The 23,009-nt window shown below is 59.3% G+C and carries 18 protein-coding genes, 3 tRNA genes and 1 pseudogene; 10 read left to right on the forward strand and 12 right to left on the reverse strand.

Features of this window, described 5'->3' with window-relative positions:
- Positions 1-19 precede the first annotated feature (19 nt).
- From ACP92_RS14505 to ACP92_RS14515, 3 genes are all read left to right on the forward strand, one after another.
- On the forward strand, positions 20-2,788 hold the full coding sequence (locus tag ACP92_RS14505; protein ID WP_013234865.1) for a nitrate reductase: 2,769 nt from the start codon (positions 20-22) through the stop codon (positions 2,786-2,788).
- Positions 2,789-2,855: 67 nt separating this feature from the next.
- Positions 2,856-2,932 (forward strand) — tRNA-Pro (locus ACP92_RS14510).
- A 96-nt stretch (positions 2,933-3,028) separates the two neighbouring features.
- Positions 3,029-3,105: transfer RNA gene (locus ACP92_RS14515), tRNA-Arg, on the forward strand.
- A 145-nt stretch (positions 3,106-3,250) separates the two neighbouring features.
- Here ACP92_RS14515 and ACP92_RS14520 read toward each other — a convergent pair.
- The 4 genes from ACP92_RS14520 to ACP92_RS14535 form a co-directional block, all read right to left on the reverse strand.
- The gene (locus tag ACP92_RS14520) at positions 3,251-4,285 is read right to left on the reverse strand and encodes a reverse transcriptase family protein (protein WP_013234866.1); all 1,035 of its coding nucleotides are present in this window, start codon (positions 4,283-4,285) and stop codon (positions 3,251-3,253) included.
- The gene (locus ACP92_RS14525; RefSeq protein ID WP_232284846.1) at positions 4,275-4,613 is read right to left on the reverse strand and encodes a helix-turn-helix domain-containing protein; all 339 of its coding nucleotides are present in this window, start codon (positions 4,611-4,613) and stop codon (positions 4,275-4,277) included. Before ACP92_RS14525 ends, ACP92_RS14520 begins: the two co-directional genes overlap by 11 nt.
- Positions 4,610-4,843 (reverse strand): hypothetical protein, encoded by a 234-nt coding sequence (locus tag ACP92_RS14530; protein WP_013234868.1) that lies wholly within the window; start codon positions 4,841-4,843, stop codon positions 4,610-4,612. The genes ACP92_RS14525 and ACP92_RS14530 overlap by 4 nt, the downstream gene beginning before the upstream one ends.
- Before the next feature lie 769 nt (positions 4,844-5,612).
- Positions 5,613-6,212 (reverse strand): antA/AntB antirepressor family protein, encoded by a 600-nt coding sequence (locus ACP92_RS14535; protein ID WP_330995615.1) that lies wholly within the window; start codon positions 6,210-6,212, stop codon positions 5,613-5,615.
- 206 nt (positions 6,213-6,418) lie between these two features.
- On the opposite strand from ACP92_RS14535, the gene ACP92_RS14540 reads away from it, so the two are divergent.
- Together ACP92_RS14540 and ACP92_RS24315 are read left to right on the forward strand one after the other, a co-directional pair.
- A complete protein-coding gene (locus tag ACP92_RS14540; RefSeq protein WP_198136707.1) occupies positions 6,419-6,934 on the forward strand; it encodes a Rha family transcriptional regulator in 516 nt (171 codons plus the stop codon).
- A 274-nt stretch (positions 6,935-7,208) separates the two neighbouring features.
- The gene (locus ACP92_RS24315; protein WP_013234872.1) at positions 7,209-8,804 is read left to right on the forward strand and encodes a TIGR04141 family sporadically distributed protein; all 1,596 of its coding nucleotides are present in this window, start codon (positions 7,209-7,211) and stop codon (positions 8,802-8,804) included.
- Here the strand turns inward: ACP92_RS24315 and ACP92_RS24620 are convergent.
- Positions 8,801-9,902, reverse strand: a pseudogene (locus ACP92_RS24620) (IS3 family transposase). The gene ACP92_RS24315 and the pseudogene ACP92_RS24620 overlap by 4 nt on opposite strands.
- A 421-nt stretch (positions 9,903-10,323) precedes the next feature.
- Between ACP92_RS24620 and ACP92_RS24625 the strand changes: the two are divergent.
- The 3 genes from ACP92_RS24625 to ACP92_RS14570 all read left to right on the forward strand — a co-directional run bounded on the left by ACP92_RS24625 (position 10,324) and on the right by ACP92_RS14570 (position 11,371).
- A tRNA-Arg gene (locus tag ACP92_RS24625) sits at positions 10,324-10,425 on the forward strand.
- 207 nt (positions 10,426-10,632) lie between these two features.
- A complete protein-coding gene (locus ACP92_RS14565; RefSeq protein WP_041310915.1) occupies positions 10,633-10,824 on the forward strand; it encodes a hypothetical protein in 192 nt (63 codons plus the stop codon).
- Positions 10,825-10,873: 49 nt separating this feature from the next.
- Positions 10,874-11,371, forward strand: a complete 498-nt coding sequence (locus ACP92_RS14570; RefSeq protein ID WP_013234874.1) for a DUF4440 domain-containing protein — start codon at positions 10,874-10,876, stop codon at positions 11,369-11,371.
- Between the two features lie 166 nt (positions 11,372-11,537).
- Here the strand turns inward: ACP92_RS14570 and ACP92_RS14575 are convergent, their stop codons facing one another.
- The 5 genes from ACP92_RS14575 to ACP92_RS14590 form a co-directional block, all read right to left on the reverse strand.
- Positions 11,538-12,392 carry a hypothetical protein gene (locus ACP92_RS14575; RefSeq protein ID WP_013234875.1) on the reverse strand — a complete coding sequence of 285 codons (855 nt, stop codon included), beginning with the start codon at positions 12,390-12,392 and terminating at the stop codon, positions 11,538-11,540.
- 10 nt (positions 12,393-12,402) lie between these two features.
- Positions 12,403-12,579, reverse strand: coding sequence for a DUF2515 family protein (locus ACP92_RS25300; protein WP_374726405.1), 177 nt, complete (start codon positions 12,577-12,579; stop codon positions 12,403-12,405).
- A gap of 36 nt (positions 12,580-12,615) precedes the next feature.
- Positions 12,616-14,217 (reverse strand): methyl-accepting chemotaxis protein, encoded by a 1,602-nt coding sequence (locus ACP92_RS14580; RefSeq protein WP_041310917.1) that lies wholly within the window; start codon positions 14,215-14,217, stop codon positions 12,616-12,618.
- Between the two features lie 157 nt (positions 14,218-14,374).
- The gene (locus ACP92_RS14585) at positions 14,375-15,982 is read right to left on the reverse strand and encodes a methyl-accepting chemotaxis protein (RefSeq protein WP_013234877.1); all 1,608 of its coding nucleotides are present in this window, start codon (positions 15,980-15,982) and stop codon (positions 14,375-14,377) included.
- A 309-nt stretch (positions 15,983-16,291) separates the two neighbouring features.
- On the reverse strand, positions 16,292-16,750 hold the full coding sequence (locus tag ACP92_RS14590) for a GNAT family N-acetyltransferase (RefSeq protein ID WP_013234878.1): 459 nt from the start codon (positions 16,748-16,750) through the stop codon (positions 16,292-16,294).
- A gap of 400 nt (positions 16,751-17,150) precedes the next feature.
- On the opposite strand from ACP92_RS14590, the gene ACP92_RS14595 reads away from it, so the two are divergent.
- Entirely contained in the window at positions 17,151-18,686 is a 1,536-nt protein-coding gene (locus ACP92_RS14595; protein WP_013234880.1) for a DUF3300 domain-containing protein, read from the forward strand.
- Positions 18,687-18,915: 229 nt separating this feature from the next.
- Entirely contained in the window at positions 18,916-20,604 is a 1,689-nt protein-coding gene (locus tag ACP92_RS14600; RefSeq protein ID WP_041310919.1) for a peptide chain release factor 3, read from the forward strand.
- A gap of 427 nt (positions 20,605-21,031) precedes the next feature.
- Here ACP92_RS14600 and ppa read toward each other — a convergent pair whose 3' ends face one another.
- Together ppa and ACP92_RS14610 are read right to left on the reverse strand one after the other, a co-directional pair.
- Complete coding sequence (gene ppa / locus ACP92_RS14605) at positions 21,032-21,565, reverse strand: inorganic diphosphatase (protein WP_013234882.1); 534 nt, start codon at positions 21,563-21,565, stop codon at positions 21,032-21,034.
- A 239-nt stretch (positions 21,566-21,804) separates the two neighbouring features.
- Positions 21,805-23,004 (reverse strand): heme biosynthesis protein HemY, encoded by a 1,200-nt coding sequence (locus ACP92_RS14610; RefSeq protein ID WP_013234883.1) that lies wholly within the window; start codon positions 23,002-23,004, stop codon positions 21,805-21,807.
- Positions 23,005-23,009 lie beyond the last annotated feature (5 nt).

A 23,009-nucleotide genomic window follows, 5' to 3' on the forward strand; every position in this document is an offset into this window, starting at 1 on the left:
TTAGTAACAGAGGATACCAATGAATCTTTCCCAGACTCCGCTGGCGCTGGCCGTGGCCACCACATCGACTACCTGCCCCTACTGCGGCGTAGGTTGCGGCGTGAGCGCATCGATGAAGGACGATGGCCGCATCGGCATCCAGGGCGATGCCCAGCATCCTGCCAACTTCGGCCGCCTGTGCGTGAAGGGCTCGGCCCTGGGCGAAACAGTGGACCTCGACGGCCGCCTGCTGCATCCGCAACTGCGCGACGCCCAAGGCCAGCTGCAACAGCTTGCGTGGGACCAGGCGCTGGATCATGTGGCCAGCAAGTTCTCCGCCATCATCGCCGAGCACGGCCCGGATGCGGTGGCGCTGTATGTGTCCGGACAATTGCTGACCGAGGACTACTACATCGCCAACAAGCTCATGAAGGGCTACATCGGCAGCGCCAACATCGACACCAATTCACGCCTGTGCATGTCCTCGGCGGTGGCCGGCCACAAGCGCGCCTTCGGCGAAGACCTGGTGCCGGTCTGCTACGAAGACCTGGAACTGGCCGACCTGGTGGTGCTGGTCGGCTCCAATGCGGCCTGGTGCCATCCCATCCTGTTCCAGCGTATCGCCCGTCTGAAGGAAACCCGGCCCGCCCTGCGCCTGGTCGTCATCGACCCGCGCCGCACCGCCACCTGCGAACTGGCCGACCTGCACCTGCCCATCAAGCCCGGCACCGATGTCTGGCTCTTCAATGGGCTGATGAGCTACCTGGCCCATCGCGGGCTGCGCGACAACGCCTTCATCGAAGCGCACACCAAGGGCTTTGACGAAGCACTGGCCGTGGCCGACGCCGACTGCGCCGATCCCGCCACGGTAGCGCGCCTCTGCAAGATCGATCTCAAGGATCTGCTGGCCTTCTACGAGGCCTTCGCCAATACCGAGAAGGTCGTCACCGGCTTTTCCATGGGCGTGAACCAATCCTCGGCCGGCACCGACAAGGTCAACAGCATCATCAACTGCCACCTGGCCACGGGCCGCATTGGCAAGCCCGGCATGGGACCGTTCTCCATCACCGGCCAACCCAACGCCATGGGCGGGCGCGAAGTCGGCGGCCTGGCCAACATGCTGGCCGCCCACATGGACCTGGACCAGCCGCTGCATCGGCAGATCGTGCAAGACTTCTGGCAATCCCCACGCATCGCCGACAAACCGGGCCTGAAAGCCGTGGACATGTTCCGCGCCATCGAAGAGGGCCGCATCAAGGCGGTGTGGATCATGGCTACCAATCCCATGGTCAGCCTGCCCGATGCCGACCTGGTGCAGCGCGCCTTGCAGAAGTGCGAGCTGGTGGTGTCCTCCGACGTGATCACCCAGACCGACACCAATGCCCTGGCCCACGTGCTGCTGCCGGCGCTGGCCTGGGGCGAGAAGGATGGCACCGTCACCAACTCCGAACGCCGCATCTCGCGCCAGCGCGCCTTCCTCTCCGCTCCCGGCGAAGCACGCGGCGACTGGCGCATCATTTGTGACGTGGCGCGCCGCATGGGCTTTGACGGTTTCGACTTTGCCGGGCCGCATGAGATCTTTGACGAACATGCGCGCCTGTCGGCCCATCGCAATGGCGAAGCCGACGCCAGCCGCGTGCGCCGCGTCTTCAACCTGGCGGGTCTGACCGGCATGGACCGCGCCGCCTATGACGCCCTGGCGCCCATCCAGTGGCCGGTGCAGCGGCTCTCCGACGGCAGCGTCAGCGGCACCGCCCGCGTCCTGGAAGACCATCGCTTCAGCCACGCCGATGGCCGCGCCCGCTTCGTTCCTACGGCCCCGCGCAGCGCCGCCCACGCCGCCTGCGAAGACTATCCCTTGATCCTCAATACCGGCCGCGTGCGCGATCACTGGCACACCATGACCCGCACCGGCAGATCTGCCACGCTGGCCAGCCACATCCCTGAATCCTTCATCGACATCCACCCGCAGGACGCCCTGCTCTATGGTGTACGCGAAGGCGGCCTGGCGCGCATCAGCAGCCGCTGGGGCGCGATGGTGGCGCGCGTGCAGCACGGCGGCGGCATTGCGCGCGGATCGGTCTTCGTGCCCATCCACTGGAACGGACAATCGGCCTCCGACGCCCGCGTGGGAGCCGTCGTCAATCCGGTGGTCGACCCAGTCTCGGGCGAACCCGAGTTCAAGCACACCCCGGTGGCCATCGAGGAATTCCGGGTGTCCTGGCATGGCTTCATCCTGACCCGTCATGCCCTGGACCTGGACCAGGTGACGCACTGGACCCGCGTACAGGGGCGCGACTTCATGCGCTACGAACTGGCCGGCCGCAACCACATCCCCGACCACAGCGCCTGGGCGCGCAGCCTGCTGGGCGTGCAAGACCCGCAGGCCGACTGGCTGGAGTACGAAGACCTGAGCGACGGCAGCTATCGCGCCGTGCATGTGGTGGAGGACCGCATCGATATGTGCCTGTTCATGTCAGCGCGCCCCGACCTGCCCTCGCGCTCCTGGCTGGCCGGCCTGTTTGCGAAAGAGAAACTGGAAGAGGCCGACCGCGTCGGCCTGCTGGTGGGCCAACCCATCGAGAAAGGCGCGGACACCGGCCCGACCGTGTGCTCCTGCTTTGGCGTGGGGCGCAACACCATCTGCAACGCCATCCGCACGCAGGGGCTCAGTGAAGTGGGCCAGGTCACAGCCTGTCTAAAGGCCGGCGGCAATTGCGGCTCGTGCGTACCCGAGATCAAGAAGCTGATCGTCGAGGTCAGACTGCAGGACGCGGCCGAATTGCGGGAGGGGGCGAAGGCCGCCTAAAGGAGATTGAGGGAAAAAGCGATCGTGGTTGACCATCTGCAAGAGATGCTGTTATTATCTCGCTTCTCGGAGTGTAGCGCAGCCCGGTAGCGCACCTGGTTTGGGACCAGGGGGTCCAAGGTTCGAATCCTTGTACTCCGACCACTCATGAAAAACGGGCTGTCGTGGACAGCCCGTTTTCTTTTCTGGATCGTTGGCGGTAGCGCATCCGCGCAGCATCACGCCGCCAGCCACGCCGAACTGCCCTTAGCTCAACTGGATAGAGCAATGGCCTTCTAAGCCATAGGTCGGGGGTTCGAGTCCCTCAGGGCAGGCCAAGCTTCCTCGCATTTTTCCTTGCAGATCAGGCACTTAGCGGTTCATCAGGCGGGACGCATTCACCACGATGACCACTGTATTTTACACGCGCACTGCACCAGAACTGCACCAAGCGCAGTAACTTGATTAGCTTGCACGATTCGGCTACACCCACGGCGGAACAAAATCCTCATCCACGCTTTGGGGCGCCCGGCTTACCACGGCCACCTGGAATGCCTCTGGCGGGGATTCGCTAGCCAATGTTGTACGAACGACCTTAAGCCGTGCCTTGAGGGCTTGCCCCATCGTCGGGTGCATACTCGCAAGACGCCCCACTCGACTAGATGCGCTCGCCAAAGCTTTTACCAAATCTGCACCTCGGTCGCCCTCCAGAACTCTCCGCTCAATCGCAAATACTTGCGCACGGATGTTTTGTCGCGTCTCTTTAGGGAGTGCCACCCGCTTGTTTATCACGAGTTTCGTGGCCGTCATCCTTTTGGATCGGGTCGACACTTCGTGTTTGGTGCGCTTCGGACGCAGAGAATAACGTCCCAACATTCCGTAAATCTTTGCCACAACCAACGACTGAACCTCTTTAGTGACATGTTGGCGCGACGAGACGATTACGTCATCCACGTACCGCGTATACGTCAGACCCATAGCTGCCAACTGCTCAACTAGTCGCGGCTCGTAGTCCCAAAAAACAAGATTCGCCATGTAGGAGCTAGTTATAGCTCCCTGCGGAATTCCATCATCTTTCACTGTTAGCGCAGTCAATAGCTCAGAGACCTCGTCCGAAAATCGGAAAAAGTCTCGCCAAATACTCACGACGTGATCCCGCCCGACGCTCGGGAAAAAATTCTGAATGTCCTCGGAAATGGAAAGATGCGCGCCTTTATGAGACTCGGCGTTTAATCGGGGACTACGCCCCTTGAGGCTCCCCTGCAAGTAAGGAGGGAATTTGACCTTCTGCAGCAGTCGCTCTTTGATCTTTCTTTGAATCTCTTTTAGCTTGGGCTTAGCATCAAATGTTTGACGGATTGAGCCATCCGCTTTTTGCTCTTGAGCTGCAATCCGGTAAAGAACCTCGGCCCTACTCGCCACCGTCAGTAGTTGATCCTTGGGAACGGCCAGCACACGTGCTAGCGCATCAAGCGTTCCAATTCTTTGGTGGGGATAATTGGGAAACTCACTCGTCATGTCGCGTATTGAGCAGATTGAGAGCCGTATCCGCAAGCTGACCTGCTAGGTCTTTGTTTATTCCTGCCAGTTCACCCTCATCTGCACCCAAGAAGAACAGTATTTCAATGGGCACACCCAAAGCGCCTGCAATTGACTTTATTGTCGACAGCGTTGGGTCTCTCTTCGAGTTCTCTAGCATCGAGAGATAAGACACGGAGCAGTTTGCCTTCTCAGCCAAGGCGGACTGAGAAAGCCCCTGCTTTACCCTGCATAGTTGGATGGCGGAACCGAGATTCATAAAATAAAAATTTGATGGGCTTGCTGCGCCTACGGGCTGAACCTTCACTTAATTAGATCCTTGATGTTGCTAATCAAATTAAGCACTACAGCGATCACCTGAAGCGCACGCAAGCCAATTGACTCCAGCTGCGGGCCCTTCACTTGTGCGTCAATGCGCTCAAGTTCGCCGATCACACTATCCAGTTCAGCCACGACGCTAACGTCGAGTTGGCCGTGATGCGCGTCTCGCAGCTTTTTCAAAGTGCGAACGCTGCTCTCAAGAGAGTTGTACTGCATGATGCTGCTCCTTTTTCAATCCGGGCGAAATTGCCCAGTCCCGTTAAGCAAAGAGCCGGAAGGAGCCAACCCGACATAACAAGCCCATCACCAGTCGTACGTCTTAGAGCAGTCCCGATCGGATCGTCGTTCCGGTTTCTGGCACGATCAAAGCGCGGGGGGGGAGCTCGTTACGCTGCGCCATGTGGCACGCAGCTCAGACAACATAGCCCGCTTCTGGAAGAAGGCGGTCTCGGTAAAAAGACAGTTACGCAACTCTTACTTACTGAGAAAAAAGGATCTCTGAGAACACCTGAGCGATAACACTCAGCCGATACGTAGTAGACCATGTATTTCACCAACAGTCAAATAAATTTACTGACAGTGAAATTTGGAAGTAGTTATCGGCAGCTATGCCTGTCGCGATGGGTCGTGCCCGCCGAAACCCGAGGCTAAAATTTATCCCGATTATTTGCGAGCACAACGGCGCTACCTCGCGGCCATGTTGCCCCCTGCCCCCCCAACATAATCTCTCACCGCGCTTTGGACCACCTCAGATAGGCAGAACCATCCACAGAAGCCCCCTATCTGGAGAAAGTGGCACATCTCAGTATGACCTCGATAATCATGGTCAACGCACTGGAAATTAAACGACCGTTTCATTACCAGCCGCAACCCCGCCCAGAAGCGGTAATAAAGCCCTTGTAAACGCATTGATTACCAGACCGGCCAAAAGCTCAATCCGTACGAGCTTCATCTTATGTTGGATGTGTTCTTGCTTCACGGGCGGCTAGCATCTGCTGCTGCGTCTCATACCCAACTGTGACTTGGCAGCGGCCCGGATGGTCAGCGCGCCGCATCCATCGGCAATGCGGTTGAAGCCTTCCAACTTCGCGGCTTGCTCCTCCACCACAGCCTGCAAGGCCAGTTTCTCCTTCTCGGCATCCTTCGCCAGTTGGATCAGTTCCATGCGGGACAGCTCGGCGGGTACCGGCGCGGCCTTGGCCTTGGGCTCGCACTCGATGAAGTACAGGCGGGCCTCCTTGCCCTTGTCGTTACGCTCCACCATCGCCAGTTCCTTCGCCATGTCGAGGGACAGGTGGTACTCGATGCTGGGACGGCCTCCCGAGGTTTTCCCCAGTTTCGGGGAGAACTCCAGAACGTAGTCCACGCCCTCTGCGAAAGCGTACTTTCGGACGCGGTCCTTGATCAAAGTCGAGAAGTCCTTACTCGCCTGCAAGAATGCATGCAGGTCGCGGGCATTGACGGTCTGGACAAGAGAGAGCGGTTGATGTGGGTCGGGTTGATGGCGATCAGTAGAGGTAGCCAGCGCACCCGCCTTGCCCTGCTCCGCAAGGCCACGATGCAGTCGTCGCAGCGGGCGATTGATGCGCCGCGCCCTGCTCTATCTGTTGATTGCTTACACGCTGCTCGCGGACGTGGTGATTGCCTCGTACCTCGCCAGCGTTGCCATGCACAAGCACCTCCCGTCCTGCGCCTGGACGAAGCCTACCCATTAACACGACGGACGGTTTTTCGTCCGTCCTCCAAGGACACCTAATGAACGTACCTACTCTGATCGTAGCAGGCCCGACCATGACTACCGTTGAAATCGCCATGCTCACCGGTAAGCGGCACAAGCATGTGCTCTCTGACACCCGCAAGATGCTGGAGGAACTGCACGGCGCAAGCAATCTCCTCAAATTTGAGGCCACCTACCGCAATGAGCAGAACAAGGAGCAGCCTGCCTTCGCCCTGCCGTACCGTGAAACCATGATCCTCGTGTCGGGCTATAAGCTGGCCCTGCGTGCGAAGATCGTTGACCGCTGGCAAGAGCTGGAACAGCAGAGGGCGCAGCCGCTACCGCAACTCAATGACCCGGCGTTTCTCCGCTCCACGCTGCTGACCTACACCGAGAAGGTTCTGGAGCTGGAAGCCACCGTCGCAGAGCAGGCACCGAAGGTGGAGGGCTTCGAGTGCATCGCCAACAGCAGCGGGGCTATGACCATCCGGGCTGCTGCCAAGGCGGCGCAGATGAAGGAGATGTACTTCAGGGCGATGCTGATGGAAATCGGCTGGACGTTCAAGCAAGGCAAGAAGGTGCATGTGTAGGCGGCAAACCTGTTGCACAGCTACTGCGCGTTGAGATGACAAGCTGCGTGACGGAGCGAGAAAATTCCCAATTGATCAAAGAAAAGATTTCTTCTATTTGATATGTAGTATCCAAGTGCATTTGATTTTATGTTAATTTTCGATGGGGTAGTACATGCTTATACGTTTAATCCATTTCTCATAGGTTCGTATCGCTTGGTCGAATAGCGAACTGAGTAACTTAAGTTTTGGCGTGGGCAGGGAGGATAATTTTGTTTGCTTGAGGGGGGGCGGCATGACGAGTCTAAGAACGCCTGCGCGGTTGGGCGTTAGCATATATTTGCTTAAAGCATCAAAGGTAGGAGCGGCCAGAGAACAGATAGACGCACTTGGCGTCGGAAGCTTTCCGCTAACTGAAACGATTCCGGAAGGGAGATTCTTTGCGCTTCCATCTGAGGCGGAACCACCAAAATGGATGGCCGCAATTTCAAATTTGTTGCCGGCAGATGCTACGCCGCAACTTGAGAGTCAATCACCCGGAGGCCTACTTTGGATTCCTCGGAATGGGAAGACGTTCGTCTTCACCTTTGGTCATGGACACTCGAAGATCAAGGACGAGTGGGTAGAGCCAGAGTTTGGAAAGATTGTTGCCTTAGCCATCGTTCCTCAGGGGCAGGTTCGAGAGGTTAGAGCGGAGCAGGTATTTGCCAAACGCCATATTTCAAGCGAACGAGCTCCTCGCGCTTCCGCAGTTAGGGAGTTCGGTTTTGAAGCGGATCGCGACTTGGTATCAGCCGTAGAGGGGGTACCAGAACTTCTGTACAGGGGAGTGTTTGGCACAAAAGTACGCGGCGGAATGTCGATCAAGTTTGAAATCGACACAACGGCCATCTTGGCAACCTTAGATCAAATTATCGAGCGGTTTGATTCAAACGACCACCGTGTTAGATGGCCGCAAGCAAATAACTTAGTTCATGTGCGTGACGAGACAACGCTCTCCCATCTCGAAACATTGTTAGACGGTATTTTAGGTGGAAGGGACCCTCAAAGGGAGATTTCCCTCGCGGCCCCAGGTGAGCGCAGCGGGGATAAGCCTTATCCGCAGCATTTTGTCATTGGACGGATGAATGCCAATGCAGCTACATCACCATATCTCATGTTCGCTAGTTGGCAAGGTCATGCTCGATCTAAAGGCCAACCTCCAAATCTGGAAACAGCTAAATCCACTGCTGTTCATCTTCTGGATGAAAACAAAGAAGAAATTGGCGTATGTACGATCTACTCCTGTATGGGAGCAGAGATTACTCATAACGGAATAACGTATGTTTTGTCATCGGGATCATGGTACGTGGCGGATCAAAACTTTATCGTAGGTACAAACCGAGTTTTGGGACAAATTGATCCTCCAATGTTTGCTTTACAAGCTTGGAACTCCTTGGACCACGAAGGGCCATATAACGAAGCCGCTGCAGCTGCTGACGTAGATCTTTGGCTTTTTGATAAGGAGCTTGTTAGCTATGGTGGTGGAAGATCGCGATTTGAGTTTTGCGACATCATGCACCTTCCGAGCAAGACCCTGTATTTCGTGAAGCACCCCGCTGGTTCCGCTGGAGTTAGTCATTTATGTGAGCAGGTGCGTCGCACCGCTGAGACGTTTTTTGATACTGATCCGGCATATCGCCAAATATTAGAGAGTCGAATAGGTGCTCTTGGAAAAGGGTGGAACACTAGCTGGTTACGCGAAAGACCTAAGAGACACGAATGGAACCTGTGTTTGGTGCTAATGGGAAAGCAGCTTAATGAATTGCCATTCTTTGCCAAGTGCGGAATTTCACGTCTGGTCGGCGAATTGCAAAAACGTGGATTTAATCTTTCTTTTTTGGCAGTTTAGAGGCGTGGGGGGATGTATGACTTAGCTGTTTGGTATGCTGTTTTTGGTGGGGACTCTTGCCTTTGGAGTTGCGCAGTTCGTCGCTGGGTTCGCTGGGCGCGCCATGCTTCGATCCGGTAACGAGCTTCATGCAAGGTCGAGAACAAGTGGTCATTAAGGCATTCGTCCCTGAACCGACCATTGAAGCTTTCAATGTAGGCATTCTGCGTTGGCTTACCCGGCTGCGTAAATGCCAATTTCACGCCACGTCCAGCCGCCCAAGCATCGAGTGCCAGACTGGTAAATTCTGGACCGTGGTCAACGCGGATCATGGTCGGCAACGGCCTTTCCTGGGCGACTTTATCCAATACTCGGCCTAATCGTAATCCAGAGATCGATGTATCGACTTCAATGGCCACGCTTTCCTTGGTGAAGTCGTCGACGATATTCAGGCAGCGGATGCGACGTCCGTCGGCCAGGCGATCATGAACGAAGTCCATCGACCAGGCGTAGTTGGCCTGTTCCGGCAGCAGCAGTGGTAACCGTTCGGTCATTCCGATACGCTTTCGGAGGCGCCGCCGTACGCTCAAGCCAGCTTTGAAATACAGCCGATAGACCCGCTTCACATTGACCATCCAGCCCTCCGCAGCAGCAGAACATGAATGCGCCGATAGCCAAAGCGTCGGCGCTGGCCAGCCAGTGTAGTAATTCGCTCAGTCAGCGCCGCATTGTTATCGCCCCTGGCTTGGTAGCGAAGCACTGAGGTCGATATGTTCATCAGCCCACAACAGCGGCGTTCAGACAGCTGCCAGTTCGCTTTCAAAACAGCAACCGCTTCGCGCTTTTGCTGTGGGCTCACCACTTTCGGGAGACGACGTCTTTCAGAGCTGCATTGTCGAGCAACGCATCCGCCAGTAAACGCTTGAGCTTGCTGTTCTCGTTTTCCAGCGCTTTGAGCCGCTTGGCCTCTGACACGTCCATTCCACCGTACTTGGCCTTCCACTTGTAGTACGAAGCATCCGAGAAACCAAGCTTGCGGCACAGCTCAACGACCGGCAAACCTGAATCGGCTTCTTTCAGAAACCCGATGATCTGCTCTTCAGTAAAGCGTTTCTTCATGATCCAACTCCTTTCAGAATTGGATTCTACTCACTCTTGTTGCTAATCTTGGGGGCAGGTCAGTAAGGGTATGCACCCGGTAGTCGCCGAGGGCTCCATACAGGTGCTGCGAGCGGGATACGTCGGCCTTGTGGGAAGCCTTGGAGACGGACACCTCTTCGAGGTATCTCTTCAGGATTTCTCGGACTGTCATAGTCTGCCCCGAGGTAGAACCCACGAACTGCTGCCGGGCCATCTGGGACTCAACCTCGCGGCCCCATGCTTGGTCTTCGGCTTTGATAGTGAATGTTCTGCTCTGAGTTGGGAACCCCTCAATGCGGACCTGGCAACGCCAGTTGCTCCCGTTTTTGTAGATAGACACCATGCGACCCTCTTTCGGTCGCGTCCAATAAAGTCGCTGCACCAAAACTGCACCGAACCCCGCTCAACTGGATACAGCGCCGCGTCCCGTAAGGGATGCAAGCCAACGAGCAATGGCCTTCTAAGCCATAGGTCGGGGGTTCGCGTCCCTCAGGGCAGGCCAGTTCCTGATTCCATACGACCACCTTTCTCACTGCGGCTGTTGGATTGCCAACGGCTCAAGATCAAGCTTCGCATCCCTACACCAACGCGGTCACATTTCTTTCGGAAATCAGCAAGTTAGACGCCTTGCCAAGCGATAGTTAAGTGGAACATCCTCGCAAGATCGTGGACCACTGACCTCCCCCCTAAGCTTCAGCGCTGACATTTGATGAACGACAAATATCGGAAGCTCCTGATTTCCTTTTGCCTGCTGGCCTTGCCTATGCTCGGGCAGGCACAACATCGTTTTGTTTCGTTGGCTGAAGCCGATCGCACCACCGAGCCCCCTCAGCCAGGCATTTGCCATACCTACGACCAGCCCCTTAAAATGCCCTGCGTAGCAGACATCATATTCGCCTGATTGTCTTCTCCGTAACGCCTGACCACATCACAAAATAACAGGGGGAAAAATGAAAATAGTCCTTTCGGCATCTGCGTTAGCCTTGATCCTCACCGGCTGCGCCTCGCCCCAGCCGGGCAATGGGGCCGGCGACATCTCGGTGTTGGGACCTGGCGAGACCCTGGTCTGCAAGCGAACCACCGGTAAGGAAATTGCCGCATTGTTCGACCGCTGGAACCAATCGCTGCAAACACTCGAGCCCGAAGCGGTCGCGGCCAATTACGCGCCTCGCTCAATACTCTTGCCGACCGTTTCCAACAAGCCACGATTTACCAACGAAGAGCGTATCGATTACTTCGAACACTTCCTGCACAACAAGCCGGTAGGCAAGATCGATCAGCGTTGGCTTTCGATCGGCTGCAACACTGCGATCGACGCTGGCCTCTACAGTTTTACCTTTGGCACCACCGGCCAGGTCGTTCATGCCCGTTACACCTTTACCTATGAATGGGATGGCAAGCAATGGCTGATCAGCAGCCACCATTCGTCGGCCATGCCGGAGAAGTGATGCGGCATTGAGCGATGGCATGCAGTGGAACAGACGATGGTTCTGATCTACGCCGATGATGAAAGCGACAAGGGCGCAGAAATGCGCCCTTGTCGTTATGAAATCACTTAACCGCGAAAAATAATTCCATCAGACCATACCTTGCCCTCGATGCAAGCAACTGCCCTCATCGCTTGGGAAGCGGAGGATCCTGATAAGAGGTGTTTATCTTTTTTCCTGCGACAAGCGCCTGCGCCTCACGTTGGGTGCGCCTCTCATTGAGCGCTTTCCACAGCGACGGAAGTTCGTTGCGCCAGTTCGTTCTCGCCTTGGGCGGGACAAAGGCGCGGAAACCTTCGTTTTCACCCATCAGGTTCAGGACCAGGATGTAATGTCCGGGACGACTCACGTCCAATGCACCCTGGTCTCGCTGCATGGTCACGGTCAGAAAAACACCATCGGCATAGAAGGACCAGTGACTGAGATCTTCAAGACGCATCCACTCATCCAACGTGGGCACGTAATCGATATTGAGACCGCTGGCCGGGGATTGCCCGGTTACGTAATCGAAACGTTCTTTTCCCGTCAATCGTGGATCATCCGGATCAATCAGCACGCGCCAAGCTTTTTTCTCAAGTGCGGCCAGAATGGCATAGATCTTGTTCCTTGCCTGCTCATGACTCATCACGCTGCCACTGGACAGGCCGATATAGATCTTCCAATTCGCAATATGCTCTTCGGGAAACTGGGCATCCTCCTCCCCCTGCAGCACACGGACATCAGGAATCTGAACTGAAGCAGCACCGTGATGAATGTGGACATCTCCAAGCTGCGCACCACCCCATTGCATCAGATAGAAGTTGATGCCCGCCGGTTGCTTGATGACCTTGATGGCCGAAGGAGCCTGGTCAATGAACGCCTTACTGGGCTCATTGGCGCGAATGGCGATACTCGACGGCATCTGAATTTCGCTTCTCTGCGCATAGGTGATTGCTGGCAATGCCAGCCAAAACGTCATAATCAAAAAAAGGTAACGTGACATGAAGAGAACTCTATAGGCGGTAGATCTGGGGCGCCTTCAATACCGGAGACTCACTATCGTCCATGGTTACCCTGCCAGCCATGGTGCGCAACCCTGCCTCCATGTAATCAGGTTTCTGTTGCATCAATGAATGAAAACTATCAGCAGCGCGTTTAATCCACATCATCCGGCTTTCTACCCCTTCCAATACAGTATCATCCGCAGCCAGAGTGCCATTAGCTACTTACGCGGTCAATGCCAGCATAGCCGGCTGCTCCTGCACCGGCTCAGTCGATTCAGGTTGGGGCGCTTCGGCACTACGTTCCAGACGGAACACGGACACTGCCTGCGCCAGCCCCTTGGCCTGTTCGCGCAAGGATTGCGACGCGGCGGCGGCCTCTTCCACCAGCGCGGCATTCTGCTGAGTAGTCTGATCCATCATGCCGATGGCCTGGTTGACCTGGGCGATGCCGTCGCTCTGCTCGCCGCTGGCCACGCTGATATCGCGCACGATGCCGCTGACGCGCCGCACGCTAGTGACCACTTCTTCCATCGTGCTGCCGGCCTGCAGCACCAGGCGACTACCGCTCTGGACCTTGTTGACCGAGTCATCGATTAGCTCCTTGATCTCGCGCGCCGCCGAGGCCGAGCGCTGGGCCAGCGAGCGCACTTCGGACGCGACCACGGCAAACCCGCGCCCCTGCTCCCCAGCGCGAGCAGCTTCGACGGCGGCATTGAGCGCCAGGATATTGGTCTGGAAAGCAATGCCATCGATCACACTGATGATGTCCACGATCTTCAGTGAAGACGCATTGATCGCCTCCATGGTCAAGATCACCTCGTCAACCACCTTGCCCGCCTGCCCCGCCACGCCTGATGCTGACTGCGCCAGTTCGTCGGCCTGACGGGCGTTGTCGGCGTTCTGCTTGACGGTGGTAGTGAGCTGGCCCATGGCGGAGACGGTCTCCTCCAGCGAACCGGCCTGGGCTTCGGTGCGCGAGGAAAGATCCAGATTGCCGCTGGCAATCTCGCGGGTGGCTGTTTCAATGGTGGCGGCGCTGTCGTTGACCTTGCCCAGGATCTGCACCAGGCTGCCCGTCATCCGCTGCAGCGACAGCATCAACTGCGTGACTTCGTCACGTCCGCGCAAGACGATCTGCGAACTGAGGTCGCCACGCCCGATGGTGTCGGCCAGCTCCGTGGCGGCGTGCAGCGAATGACGGATATTGCGCACCAGCAGCAGGCTCAGCGCGCTGACCATCACGATCACCAGCGTAGCGGCGGCAATGGTCAGATAGATGGACAGCTGCAGATGCTCGTCAGCAGCTTCGGCGCCCTGCCTGCCGAGCTGCTCGTTGTAGTTCTTGTGTTCATTGAGCACGGCCATGAGGCGCTGGCCGGTAGGCGCCATCTTCTCTTCCATGGCAACGCGCAGCGCATCTTCCTTGCCGGCACTGCCGAGGTCGACCATGGCCATGCGGTGCTTCTCGTACTCGGCAAAAAAACGACGATCCGCTTCCAGCATGCGCCGGTCGGTGTCGTCGGAAATACAGCATCGCTCGAACTGGTCGAAGAAGTCCTGCGCCTTCTGATGCAGGGCGGCCATATTGGCCACGGTCTTCTCGCGTGCGGTCGGTTCGATCACGTAACGCGCGATGTTGAGCCGGATGCCATAGATGGCGTCGGTGGCGCCATTGAGCGCCAGCACGCTGGGAATGGTATCGGTCGCGGAATAGCCGGCTGAGCTGGCGATCCTGTGGCTCTGGTAGAGACCCACCACGGCCTGCATGATCACGCCGAGTACGACGGCAACGATCAGAAGATAAAGTTTTCTTGCTATGGTCATGTCCCCGACTCCCCCGGTATCTCCGCTGCGCCGGATGGCGCAGTCCACCATGCCAATGCTGGCGAGTCGAAACATAGCGCAAAAATACATCTTCAAAGATTACATTTGCTGACCTTTCCTGACCATTGCTGACCTCTGCCGAGCAATACCGCCGTGCTTATGCGGTCAATGCCAGCATGGCCGGCTGTTCCTGCACCGGCGCAACCACTGCAGGCTTGGCCGCCGCAGCACTGCGTTCCAGACGGAACACCGACACCGCCTGCGCCAGGCCCTTGGCCTGTTCACGCAGGGATTGCGAGGCGGCGGCGGCCTCTTCCACCAGCGCGGCATTCTGCTGGGTAGTCTGGTCCATCATGCCGATGGCCTGATTGACCTGGGCGATGCCGTCGCTCTGCTCACCACTGGCCACACTGATGTCGCGCACGATGTCGCTGACGCGCTGCACGCTCGTCACCACCTGTTCCATGGTGTTGCCGGCCTGCATCACCAGGCGGCTGCCGCTCTGGACCTTCTCCACGGAGTCGTCGATGAGTTCCTTGATCTCGCGCGCCGCCGAGGCCGAACGCTGGGCCAGCGAGCGCACTTCGGAGGCGACCACGGCGAAGCCGCGTCCCTGCTCTCCAGCGCGGGCGGCTTCGACGGCGGCATTGAGCGCCAGGATGTTGGTCTGGAAAGCGATCCCGTCGATGACGCTGATGATGTCCACGATCTTCAGCGACGAGCTGTTGATGGCATCCATAGTGTGCACCACCTCCTGCACCACCTTGCCGCCTTCGGAGGCCACCGACGAAGCGGAGCTGGCCAGGGTATCGGCCTGGTGGGCGTTGTCGGCGTTCTGCTTCACGGTGGCGGTGAGCTGTTCCATGGCTGAAGCAGTCTCTTCGATGGAGCCGGCCTGCGCTTCAGTGCGGGCCGACAGATCGAGGTTGCCGGAGGCGATCTCGGAGGAGGCGGACTCGATGGCTGCCACACTCTGGCGCACATTGCCGACGATATTGACCAGGCTGGCCGTCATCTCGCCGATGGCGTGCAGCAGCTGGCCGACCTCGTCCTTGCCGGTCATCTTGACCTTGGAACTGAGGTCGCCGTGTGCGATGGCGTTGGCCACGCGGATGGCGTCATCGAGCGAGACCGAGATCCCGCGCGAGATCAACAGGCTGGTCGCGCCCACTATCGCCGCCACCAGCAGGCTCACGAGAATGGCCTGGTAGGTCGAGGACTGCAAGATGCCCTCAGCGGTTTCCACGCCCTGGCGACCCAGTTGCTCCTTGTACTTGCGATGCTCGGCGAGCGCGGCGATGAGCTTGTCGCCGGGCGGCACCACCAGTTGCTCGATGGCGCGCAAGGCCTCTTCATTGCGGGACTCGGCGCCGATGCGCAGCACTACGGCGCGCTGCTTTTCGTAGTCGGCGAAGGCCTGGCGATCGGCCTCAAGCAGCTTGCGGTCGGTGTCGTCGGAAATGTCTTCGCGGGCATAGCGATCGAAGGCGGCCAGCACGCGGTCATGCTGTTCGGCCATGGCTTTTTCCAGGCGGGTGCGCGAGACCGGATCGGTGGCGGCGGCGTATTTCCAGATGCCCACGCGGATACCGAAAGCGGCTTCGCCTGCATCCCCCAGCGCGAGCAGGCTGGGGACGGTGTTGACGGATGAATAGCTGGCGGCCTTGGCCACTTCCCTGCTTTGATAGATGCCCAGCAATGACAGGCTGGCCAGACCGAGGATGACCGCGAGGGTCAGGAGATGGAGTTTCTTAGCGATGGTCATGTTCGACGTCCGATGCGCACATCCCAGATGATGTGCAGGTGTGTTCCATTAAGGTGCATCGAAATTATATGTCGCTCAAAAACTTAGAAACTCCGCATCTGGCCTTGGCTTGATGCGGATCATGTTCCACCTGCCGCGGCTTGCAGGACAGCAACATCGGCGGCGATGAGAAGCGCATGACCAACTTTAAGAATACGTAACTATCGCTCAAGCATCTTGCTCGGGACTCTTGTACGTCAGCATGGAGGAAAAGGATGGCCGTGGCCGAAGCGCCAGCGTTCAGGTCGCTCCGGCCAGGTGCAATGGTGCTCAGTCGGCGGAGCCGGTGCGGTAGATGTCAGGACGGGAAATGTGCCAGACGAAGTCGCCGCGATTGATCGCCTCGAAACCACAGCGCGCATACAGCCAGGGCGCGGTAGACGTGGTCAGCATCACGCGACGCAGTTTGAGCAGGGTCGGATGCTGGTTGCAGGATTCAATGAGCCAACGTCCCAGACCCTGGCCGCGCAAGTCTTCGAGGACGAACACATCGCACAGGTAGCCGAAGGTGGCGTGGTCGGTCACCACGCGGGCGAAACCGATCTGCCGGGCGCCGCGATAGAGGCCAAAGCAGAGGCTGTTGGCAATGGCCGTGCGCACGGTGTTGATGTCGATGCCGGGAGACCAGCTCGAATGGGTGAGAACGTCATGGATGAGGGGGATATCCAGCCGGTCGGGATCGGTGTCGATGAGAAAATCATCGCGCCGCCAGATCAGATGATGGCTCATGGTTTTTCCTTGTTGTGTTGATTGGCTGTGCGCCTTGGAAACAAGGCTATAAATAATTTACTGATACGGATACTGATAATCCAGTAATCCAGTTCCTTCGCGCGCCCTCCTCGCATCGACACTTCGGGCAGCGGCGCAACCCGTGAGCAGTCGACGCCATGGATGAGCGCAATCGCGTGGCCATTCATGATGCCACAGCCCGCGAGGGGCTGCGCTGATCTTGCACGACGGGAATGCTGATGGCAAGCAAGTGGCGCCGCTGAAACATCGCTTGCAATTCCGTTACACCTGCCTGAGACGTCCTGGCCGACCATAGCCCTCATCGTCCATGGTCGGCGTCGCTGTTCTTGTCTATGCTCAAGCTCATCCTTGCGCCGACCGCATCAAGAAGGAGAACGACGTGAACAAGTCAACCCTGGCCTGGGCCGCCTGCCTGGTCTTTTCGCTGGTCTCGGGCATGCCGGCGCAGGCGCAGAGCGCCTATCCCCCTGCCCCGGCCGTCTATACCCAGCAGCAGCTGGACCAGATGCTGGCGCCGGTGGCGCTGTATCCCGATTCGCTGCTGGCCCAGGTGCTGATGGCCTCGACCTATCCGCTGGAAGTGGTGCAGGCGCAGCGCTTCATCGAAGCGCGACCGGGCTTGCAGGGCGACGGGCTGGCGCGGGCGGTGGCGCCCATGCCGTGGGACCCTAGCGTGAAGGCGCTGGTGCAGTTTCCCTCGGTGCTGGCGATGATGAATGATCGCCTGGACTGGATGCAACAGCTGGGCCAGGCTTTCCTGGGCCAGCAACCGGCGGTGATGGATACGGTGCAGAACCTGCGCGAACGCGCTCGCATCGCCGGTACGCTCGAATCCAGTCCGCAGCAACGGGTGGTGGTGCAGGATGATTTCATCGAGATCGTGCCGGTCAATCCGCAGGTGGTCTATGTGCCCTACTACAATCCGGTCGTGGTCTACGGCGACTGGTGGTGGCCCTCGGCGCCGCCGGTGGTGTGGGCGCCGCCACCGCGTTATCGCCCGCCCAGCTACAACCCGGGGTTCTCGGCCAGCATCAGCTTCAGCACTGGTATCGGCGTGATGAGCGCGGTCTTTGGCGAGGCTCGCCCGGATTGGCGTGAGCGCCAGGTGATGGTGACCCAGACGCGCATCACCAACGTCAACAACATCAATAACAATGTGGTCAACAACCGCATCGTCAACAACAACGTCACCATCAACCGTAACGTGACCGTCAACCAGCGCCCGGTGGTATGGCATCACGAAGGGCGTTATGGCGCTGGGCGCGCTGTCCCGCCGCCGCCCGCATTGGCGGCACAGGCGGCGCCCCGTCCCTCGCCCCAGGGGCAGCCGCAGGCTGCGGCAGGCATGCCTTCCTGGCGTGACCATGGTCCGCAACCCGGCCCCGCGCGACCTTTGCCGGTGGCCGACAACCCGCAGCAGCGCATCGCCCAGCAAGACCAGATGCGCCAGCGCCAGGCCGTCGAGCAGCAGCGCCAGCGTGAACAACAGGCCAATGACCAGCAACGCCAGCGCGAACAGATTGTGCGCGAGCAGCAACGCCAGCACGAGCAGCAGGCCCAGGACCAGCGTCAGCAGCAACAGGCGCAGGAGCGCCAGTGGCAACAACGGCAACAACAGATGCAGATGCAGATGCAGCAGCAACACCAGCAGCAGATGCAACAACAGCAATTGCAGCAACAGCAACGTGAACAGCAGATGCGCCAGCAGCATCAGCAACAGGAACAGCAGCGCGAACAGCAACGCCAGCAGCAGATGATGAACCAGCAGCGCGAGCAGCAGCAGCGCCAGATGGAGCAGGCCCGCCAGCAGCAGGAGCAGATGCGCCGCGAACAGCAGGCGCGCCAGCAGCCACCGCGCGAGCCGCACCCGCGCCGGGAGGAGCGGCGCGATGACCGACGCGACGAGCGCTCCTGAACGCTGCTGAACGTGCAGGAGCACGGCCGCACAGGCATTGCCTGAAGGCAAACATGGGGAGGAGCAGGCCGCTTCAGTTATAATCTCGGGTTTTCCAGAGCTTTTGGAACATGCCTGCAGCGCCCGCCCCTGGGCGCGCAGGCAAGGCCTTGCGGGGCTGGATCGTCCAGCCCTTCGCCCAGCCCTTTGGCGGCCGCGTTCCCCCGACCTCCGACCCGATCGATCCGCCATGCAAGAACCCAGCAACGAACTCCCTGATGTCGCCAGCAGCGCTGCCGACGATGCCTCCGACGCCGCCAGCGGCAACCGCAAGGTCTCGACCGACCTGATCGCGCGTGAAGTCAAGCGCCGCCGCACCTTTGGCATCATCTCCCACCCTGACGCGGGTAAGACCACGCTGACCGAAAAGCTGCTGCTGTTCTCGGGCGCGATCCAGCTGGCCGGCACGGTGAAGGCGCGCAAGAGCGGCCGTCATGCGACCTCGGACTGGATGGAAATCGAAAAGCAACGCGGCATTTCGGTGGCCAGCTCGGTGATGCAGTTCGAATACCGCGACCACGTGGTCAACCTGCTCGACACCCCCGGCCACCAGGACTTCTCCGAAGACACCTATCGCGTCTTGACCGCCGTGGACTCGGCGCTGATGGTGATCGACGCCGCCAAGGGCGTGGAAGAGCAGACCATCAAGCTGTTGAACGTCTGCCGCATGCGCAACACGCCCATCATCACCTTCATGAACAAGCTGGACCGCGAAACCCGCGATTCGCTGGAGCTGCTCGATGAGCTGGAGTCGGTGCTGAAGATCCAGTGCGCGCCGGTGACCTGGCCGATCGGCATGGGCAAGAATTTCCGTGGCGTGTATCACTTGCTGCGCGACGAGATCATGCTGTTCAAGGCGGGGGAAGAACGCGCCAATGGCAACGTGGAAATCATCAAGGGCATCGACAATCCCAAGCTGGCCGAGATGTTCCCGCTGGAAATCGAACAGCTGAAGATGGAAGTGGAGCTGGTGCATGGCGCCTCGCATCCCTTCAACCTGGACGACTTCCTGGCTGGCGTCCAGACGCCGGTCTTCTTTGGCTCGGCCATCAACAACTTCGGCGTGCGCGAGATCCTGGATGCGCTGCTGGACTGGGCGCCAGGCCCGGGTGGACGCGATGCCACGGTGCGCGAGGTCAAGCCGACCGAAGAGCCCTTCTCCGGTTTCGTCTTCAAGATCCAGGCCAACATGGACCCGGCCCACCGCGACCGCATCGCCTTCCTGCGCGTGTGCTCGGGCCGCTTCGAGCGCGGCATGAAATTGAAGCACCTGCGCCTGAACCGCGATATCAAGGTGTCCTCGGTGGTGACCTTCATGGCTTCCAGCCGCGAACAGGTGGAAGAAGCCTATGCCGGCGACATCATCGGCCTGCCCAACCACGGCAACATGCAGATCGGCGACAGCTTCTCCGAAGGCGAGATGCTGCAATTCACCGGCATCCCCTACTTCGCACCGGACTTCTTCCGCGTGGCGCGCATCCGCAATCCGCTCAAGATCAAGCAATTGCACAAGGGCCTGCAGCAGCTGGGCGAAGAAGGCGCGGTACAGGTCTTCAAGCCCGTCACCGGCAGCGACCTGATCCTGGGCGCGGTGGGCGTGCTGCAGTTCGAAGTGGTGGCCAGCCGCCTGTTGAATGAATATGGCGTGGACGCGGTCTTCGAAGGCACCAGCATCAGCAGCGCGCGCTGGATCAGCTGCGACGACAAGAAGAAGCTGGCTGACTTCGAGAAGTCTTCGGCCGGCGCCAACCTGGCCATCGATGCCGCTGGCAACATGGCCTACCTGGCCAGCTCGGGGGTGAACCTGCGCCTGACCCAGGAGCGCTGGCCCGAAATCACCTTCCATGCCACCCGCGAACACGCGGCCAAGCTGGACTAAGGTGTTGCGCTTGGGCTGCGTACGCTCCTGCCGTTCGGGCTGAGTAGACGCGCAGCGTCGTATCGAAGACGCGACTACGGCGGGACATCCACTGAGGAAGCGCCCCTTCGCCAGGCTCAGGACAGGCTTCGATACGACCCATTCGGGCCTACTCAGTCCGAACGGTCAATTGAAGATTTTGCTCCACTGCAGCCCCCTCACCGTTCGGACTGAGTAGACGCGCAGCGTCGTATCGAAGACGCGACTACGGCGGGACATCCACTGAGGAAGCGCCCCTTCGCCAGGCTCAGGACAGGCTTCGATACGGCCCGTTCGGGCCTGCTCAGTCCGAACGGGTGTGCTTGGTAATCGACGGATCAAAAAACAATCGCCCGACAGGTTTGCGCCTGTCGGGCGATTTTTTCAGCTGCGCAGAGGCAGCGCGAAATTACTTGGCGTTCTTGTATGCTTCCACGCCCGCCAGGATTTCGGCGCGGGCGGCGTCCGGGCCTTCCCAGCCTTCGACCTTGACCCACTTGCCCTTTTCCAGGTCCTTGTAGTGCTCGAAGAAGTGCTTGATCTGGTTCAGGCGCAGTTCGTTCAGGTCTTCCGGCTTTTGCCAGTGGGTGTAGATCGGCAGGATCTTGTCGACCGGCACGGCCAGCAGCTTGGCGTCGATACCGGATTCATCGGCCATCTTGAGCACGCCGATAGGACGGCAACGCACCACCACGCCCGGGATCAGCGGGAACGGGGTGATCACCAGCACGTCGACCGGGTCGCCATCTTGCGACAGGGTCTGGGGGATGTAGCCGTAGTTGCACGGATAGTGCATGGCGGTGCCCATGAAACGGTCGACGAAGATGGCGCCGGTGTCCTTGTCCACTTCATACTTGATCGGATCGGCGTTCATCGGGATCTCGATGATCACGTTGAAGTCATTGGGCAGGTCGCGGCCAGCGGGGACGTTGTTCAGGCTCATGGGATTCTCACTTGGGAAAGAAACGGAAAGCGGTTTTTCGGATCGGCAACTCAACAGTGGGCAGGATCGCGGAAAGCCGCAATTATAGCGGCAATCTGGCGGCAATCGGCGCTTGCCGGGCATCTTGGCGGGTGCAACTTACGCCAACATGACAGTGCCTCCATGCGGCGCCAGGCCGGCAAAAAAAAGCGGAAGGGCTTGCGCCGCTTCCGCCTTGGTCTTTTCAGCTGCCCACAAGTTCAACGGATGGCTGTGGCCAGCGCGCATTGCTTGTAGTGGGCGGCGGCCTGGTCGGGCTGGTCCAGCGCTTCATGCAGCTGGGCCAGGGCCAGGTGCGATTCGCGCACGGTGCGCGGCTCGATGGCGTCCGACAGGGCTTGCTCCAGGTGGCGCTGGGCCTTGCCCCACAGCTTCTGGCGCAGGCAGAACATGCCCAGGGTCAGCGCCAGCTCGGCATCGGTGGGGTTCTTGGACAGCCAGGATTCGCAATGCTCGATCTGCGAGAGCAGCGCCGGCGAGCCGGCTTCGGCGGTCGATTCGCGGTAGGCGCGCAGCAAGCGGATATCCCAGTCAGCGGCCAGCCCGCGTTCCAGCAGGCTGCGCGCCTCGTCGTGCAGGCCGCGGCTGGAGAAGGCCTGGGCGGCGCGCACGGCGATGTAGGGCTTGAGCTTGTCGGCGCTGGGCACGGCGTTCCACAGCAGGCGGATCGACTCGGCGTCATGGGAGCGGTCCGACAGCAAGGCGTCGTAGGACATCTCGCGCAAGCGGTTCGACAGGGCCGGATGGAGGGCGTTGCGCTTGTCCAGGGTCTGCACCAGGCGCAGCACTTCGGGCCAGTTCTTGGCTTGCTGGTTGGCCTTCAGGGCCCATTGCAATGCCTGGATGTGGCGGGTGCCGTTGGCGTTCAACTCTTCCACCGTCTCCAGGGCCTGCTTGAAGTGGTGCTCGTCCACCTGCAGTTCCAGGGCGGTCATCAGGCGCGCGGCCTTGAGCGTGGGATCGACTTCGGTGCTGGCCAGCCAGATGTCACGGCGCTCGCCCTGGCGCATGCGATGCGCGGCGCGCGCGCCGATCAGGGCGGCGATGCCGGCATTGTCGGGCAGGTCCGAAGCCCGCGTGGCGGACTTCTCGGCCTGGCCGAAACGACCTTCGAAGTAGGCCTTCAGAGCGTCGCGCAAGGCCTTGTTGCTTTCGTTCTCGCGCTTGGCGCGGCGATAGGCGATCACGCGGCCCGGCAGCTTCTGGGTCAGGCGGATGGCGCGGATGACCACGTAGATCACCAGGAACACCGCCAGCACGGCGAAGATGAAGAAGTTCAGCGACAGGTCGATGCGGTACGGCGGGTAGAACAGCACCACATTGCCGGGATTGAAACGCGCCAGCACGGCCAGGCCGATAGCGGACGCGAAGAGGGTCAGAAGCCAGAGCAGTATTTTCATATCAG

It is taken from the genome of Herbaspirillum seropedicae (genome assembly GCF_001040945.1).
Classification (GTDB): domain Bacteria; phylum Pseudomonadota; class Gammaproteobacteria; order Burkholderiales; family Burkholderiaceae_D; genus Herbaspirillum; species Herbaspirillum seropedicae.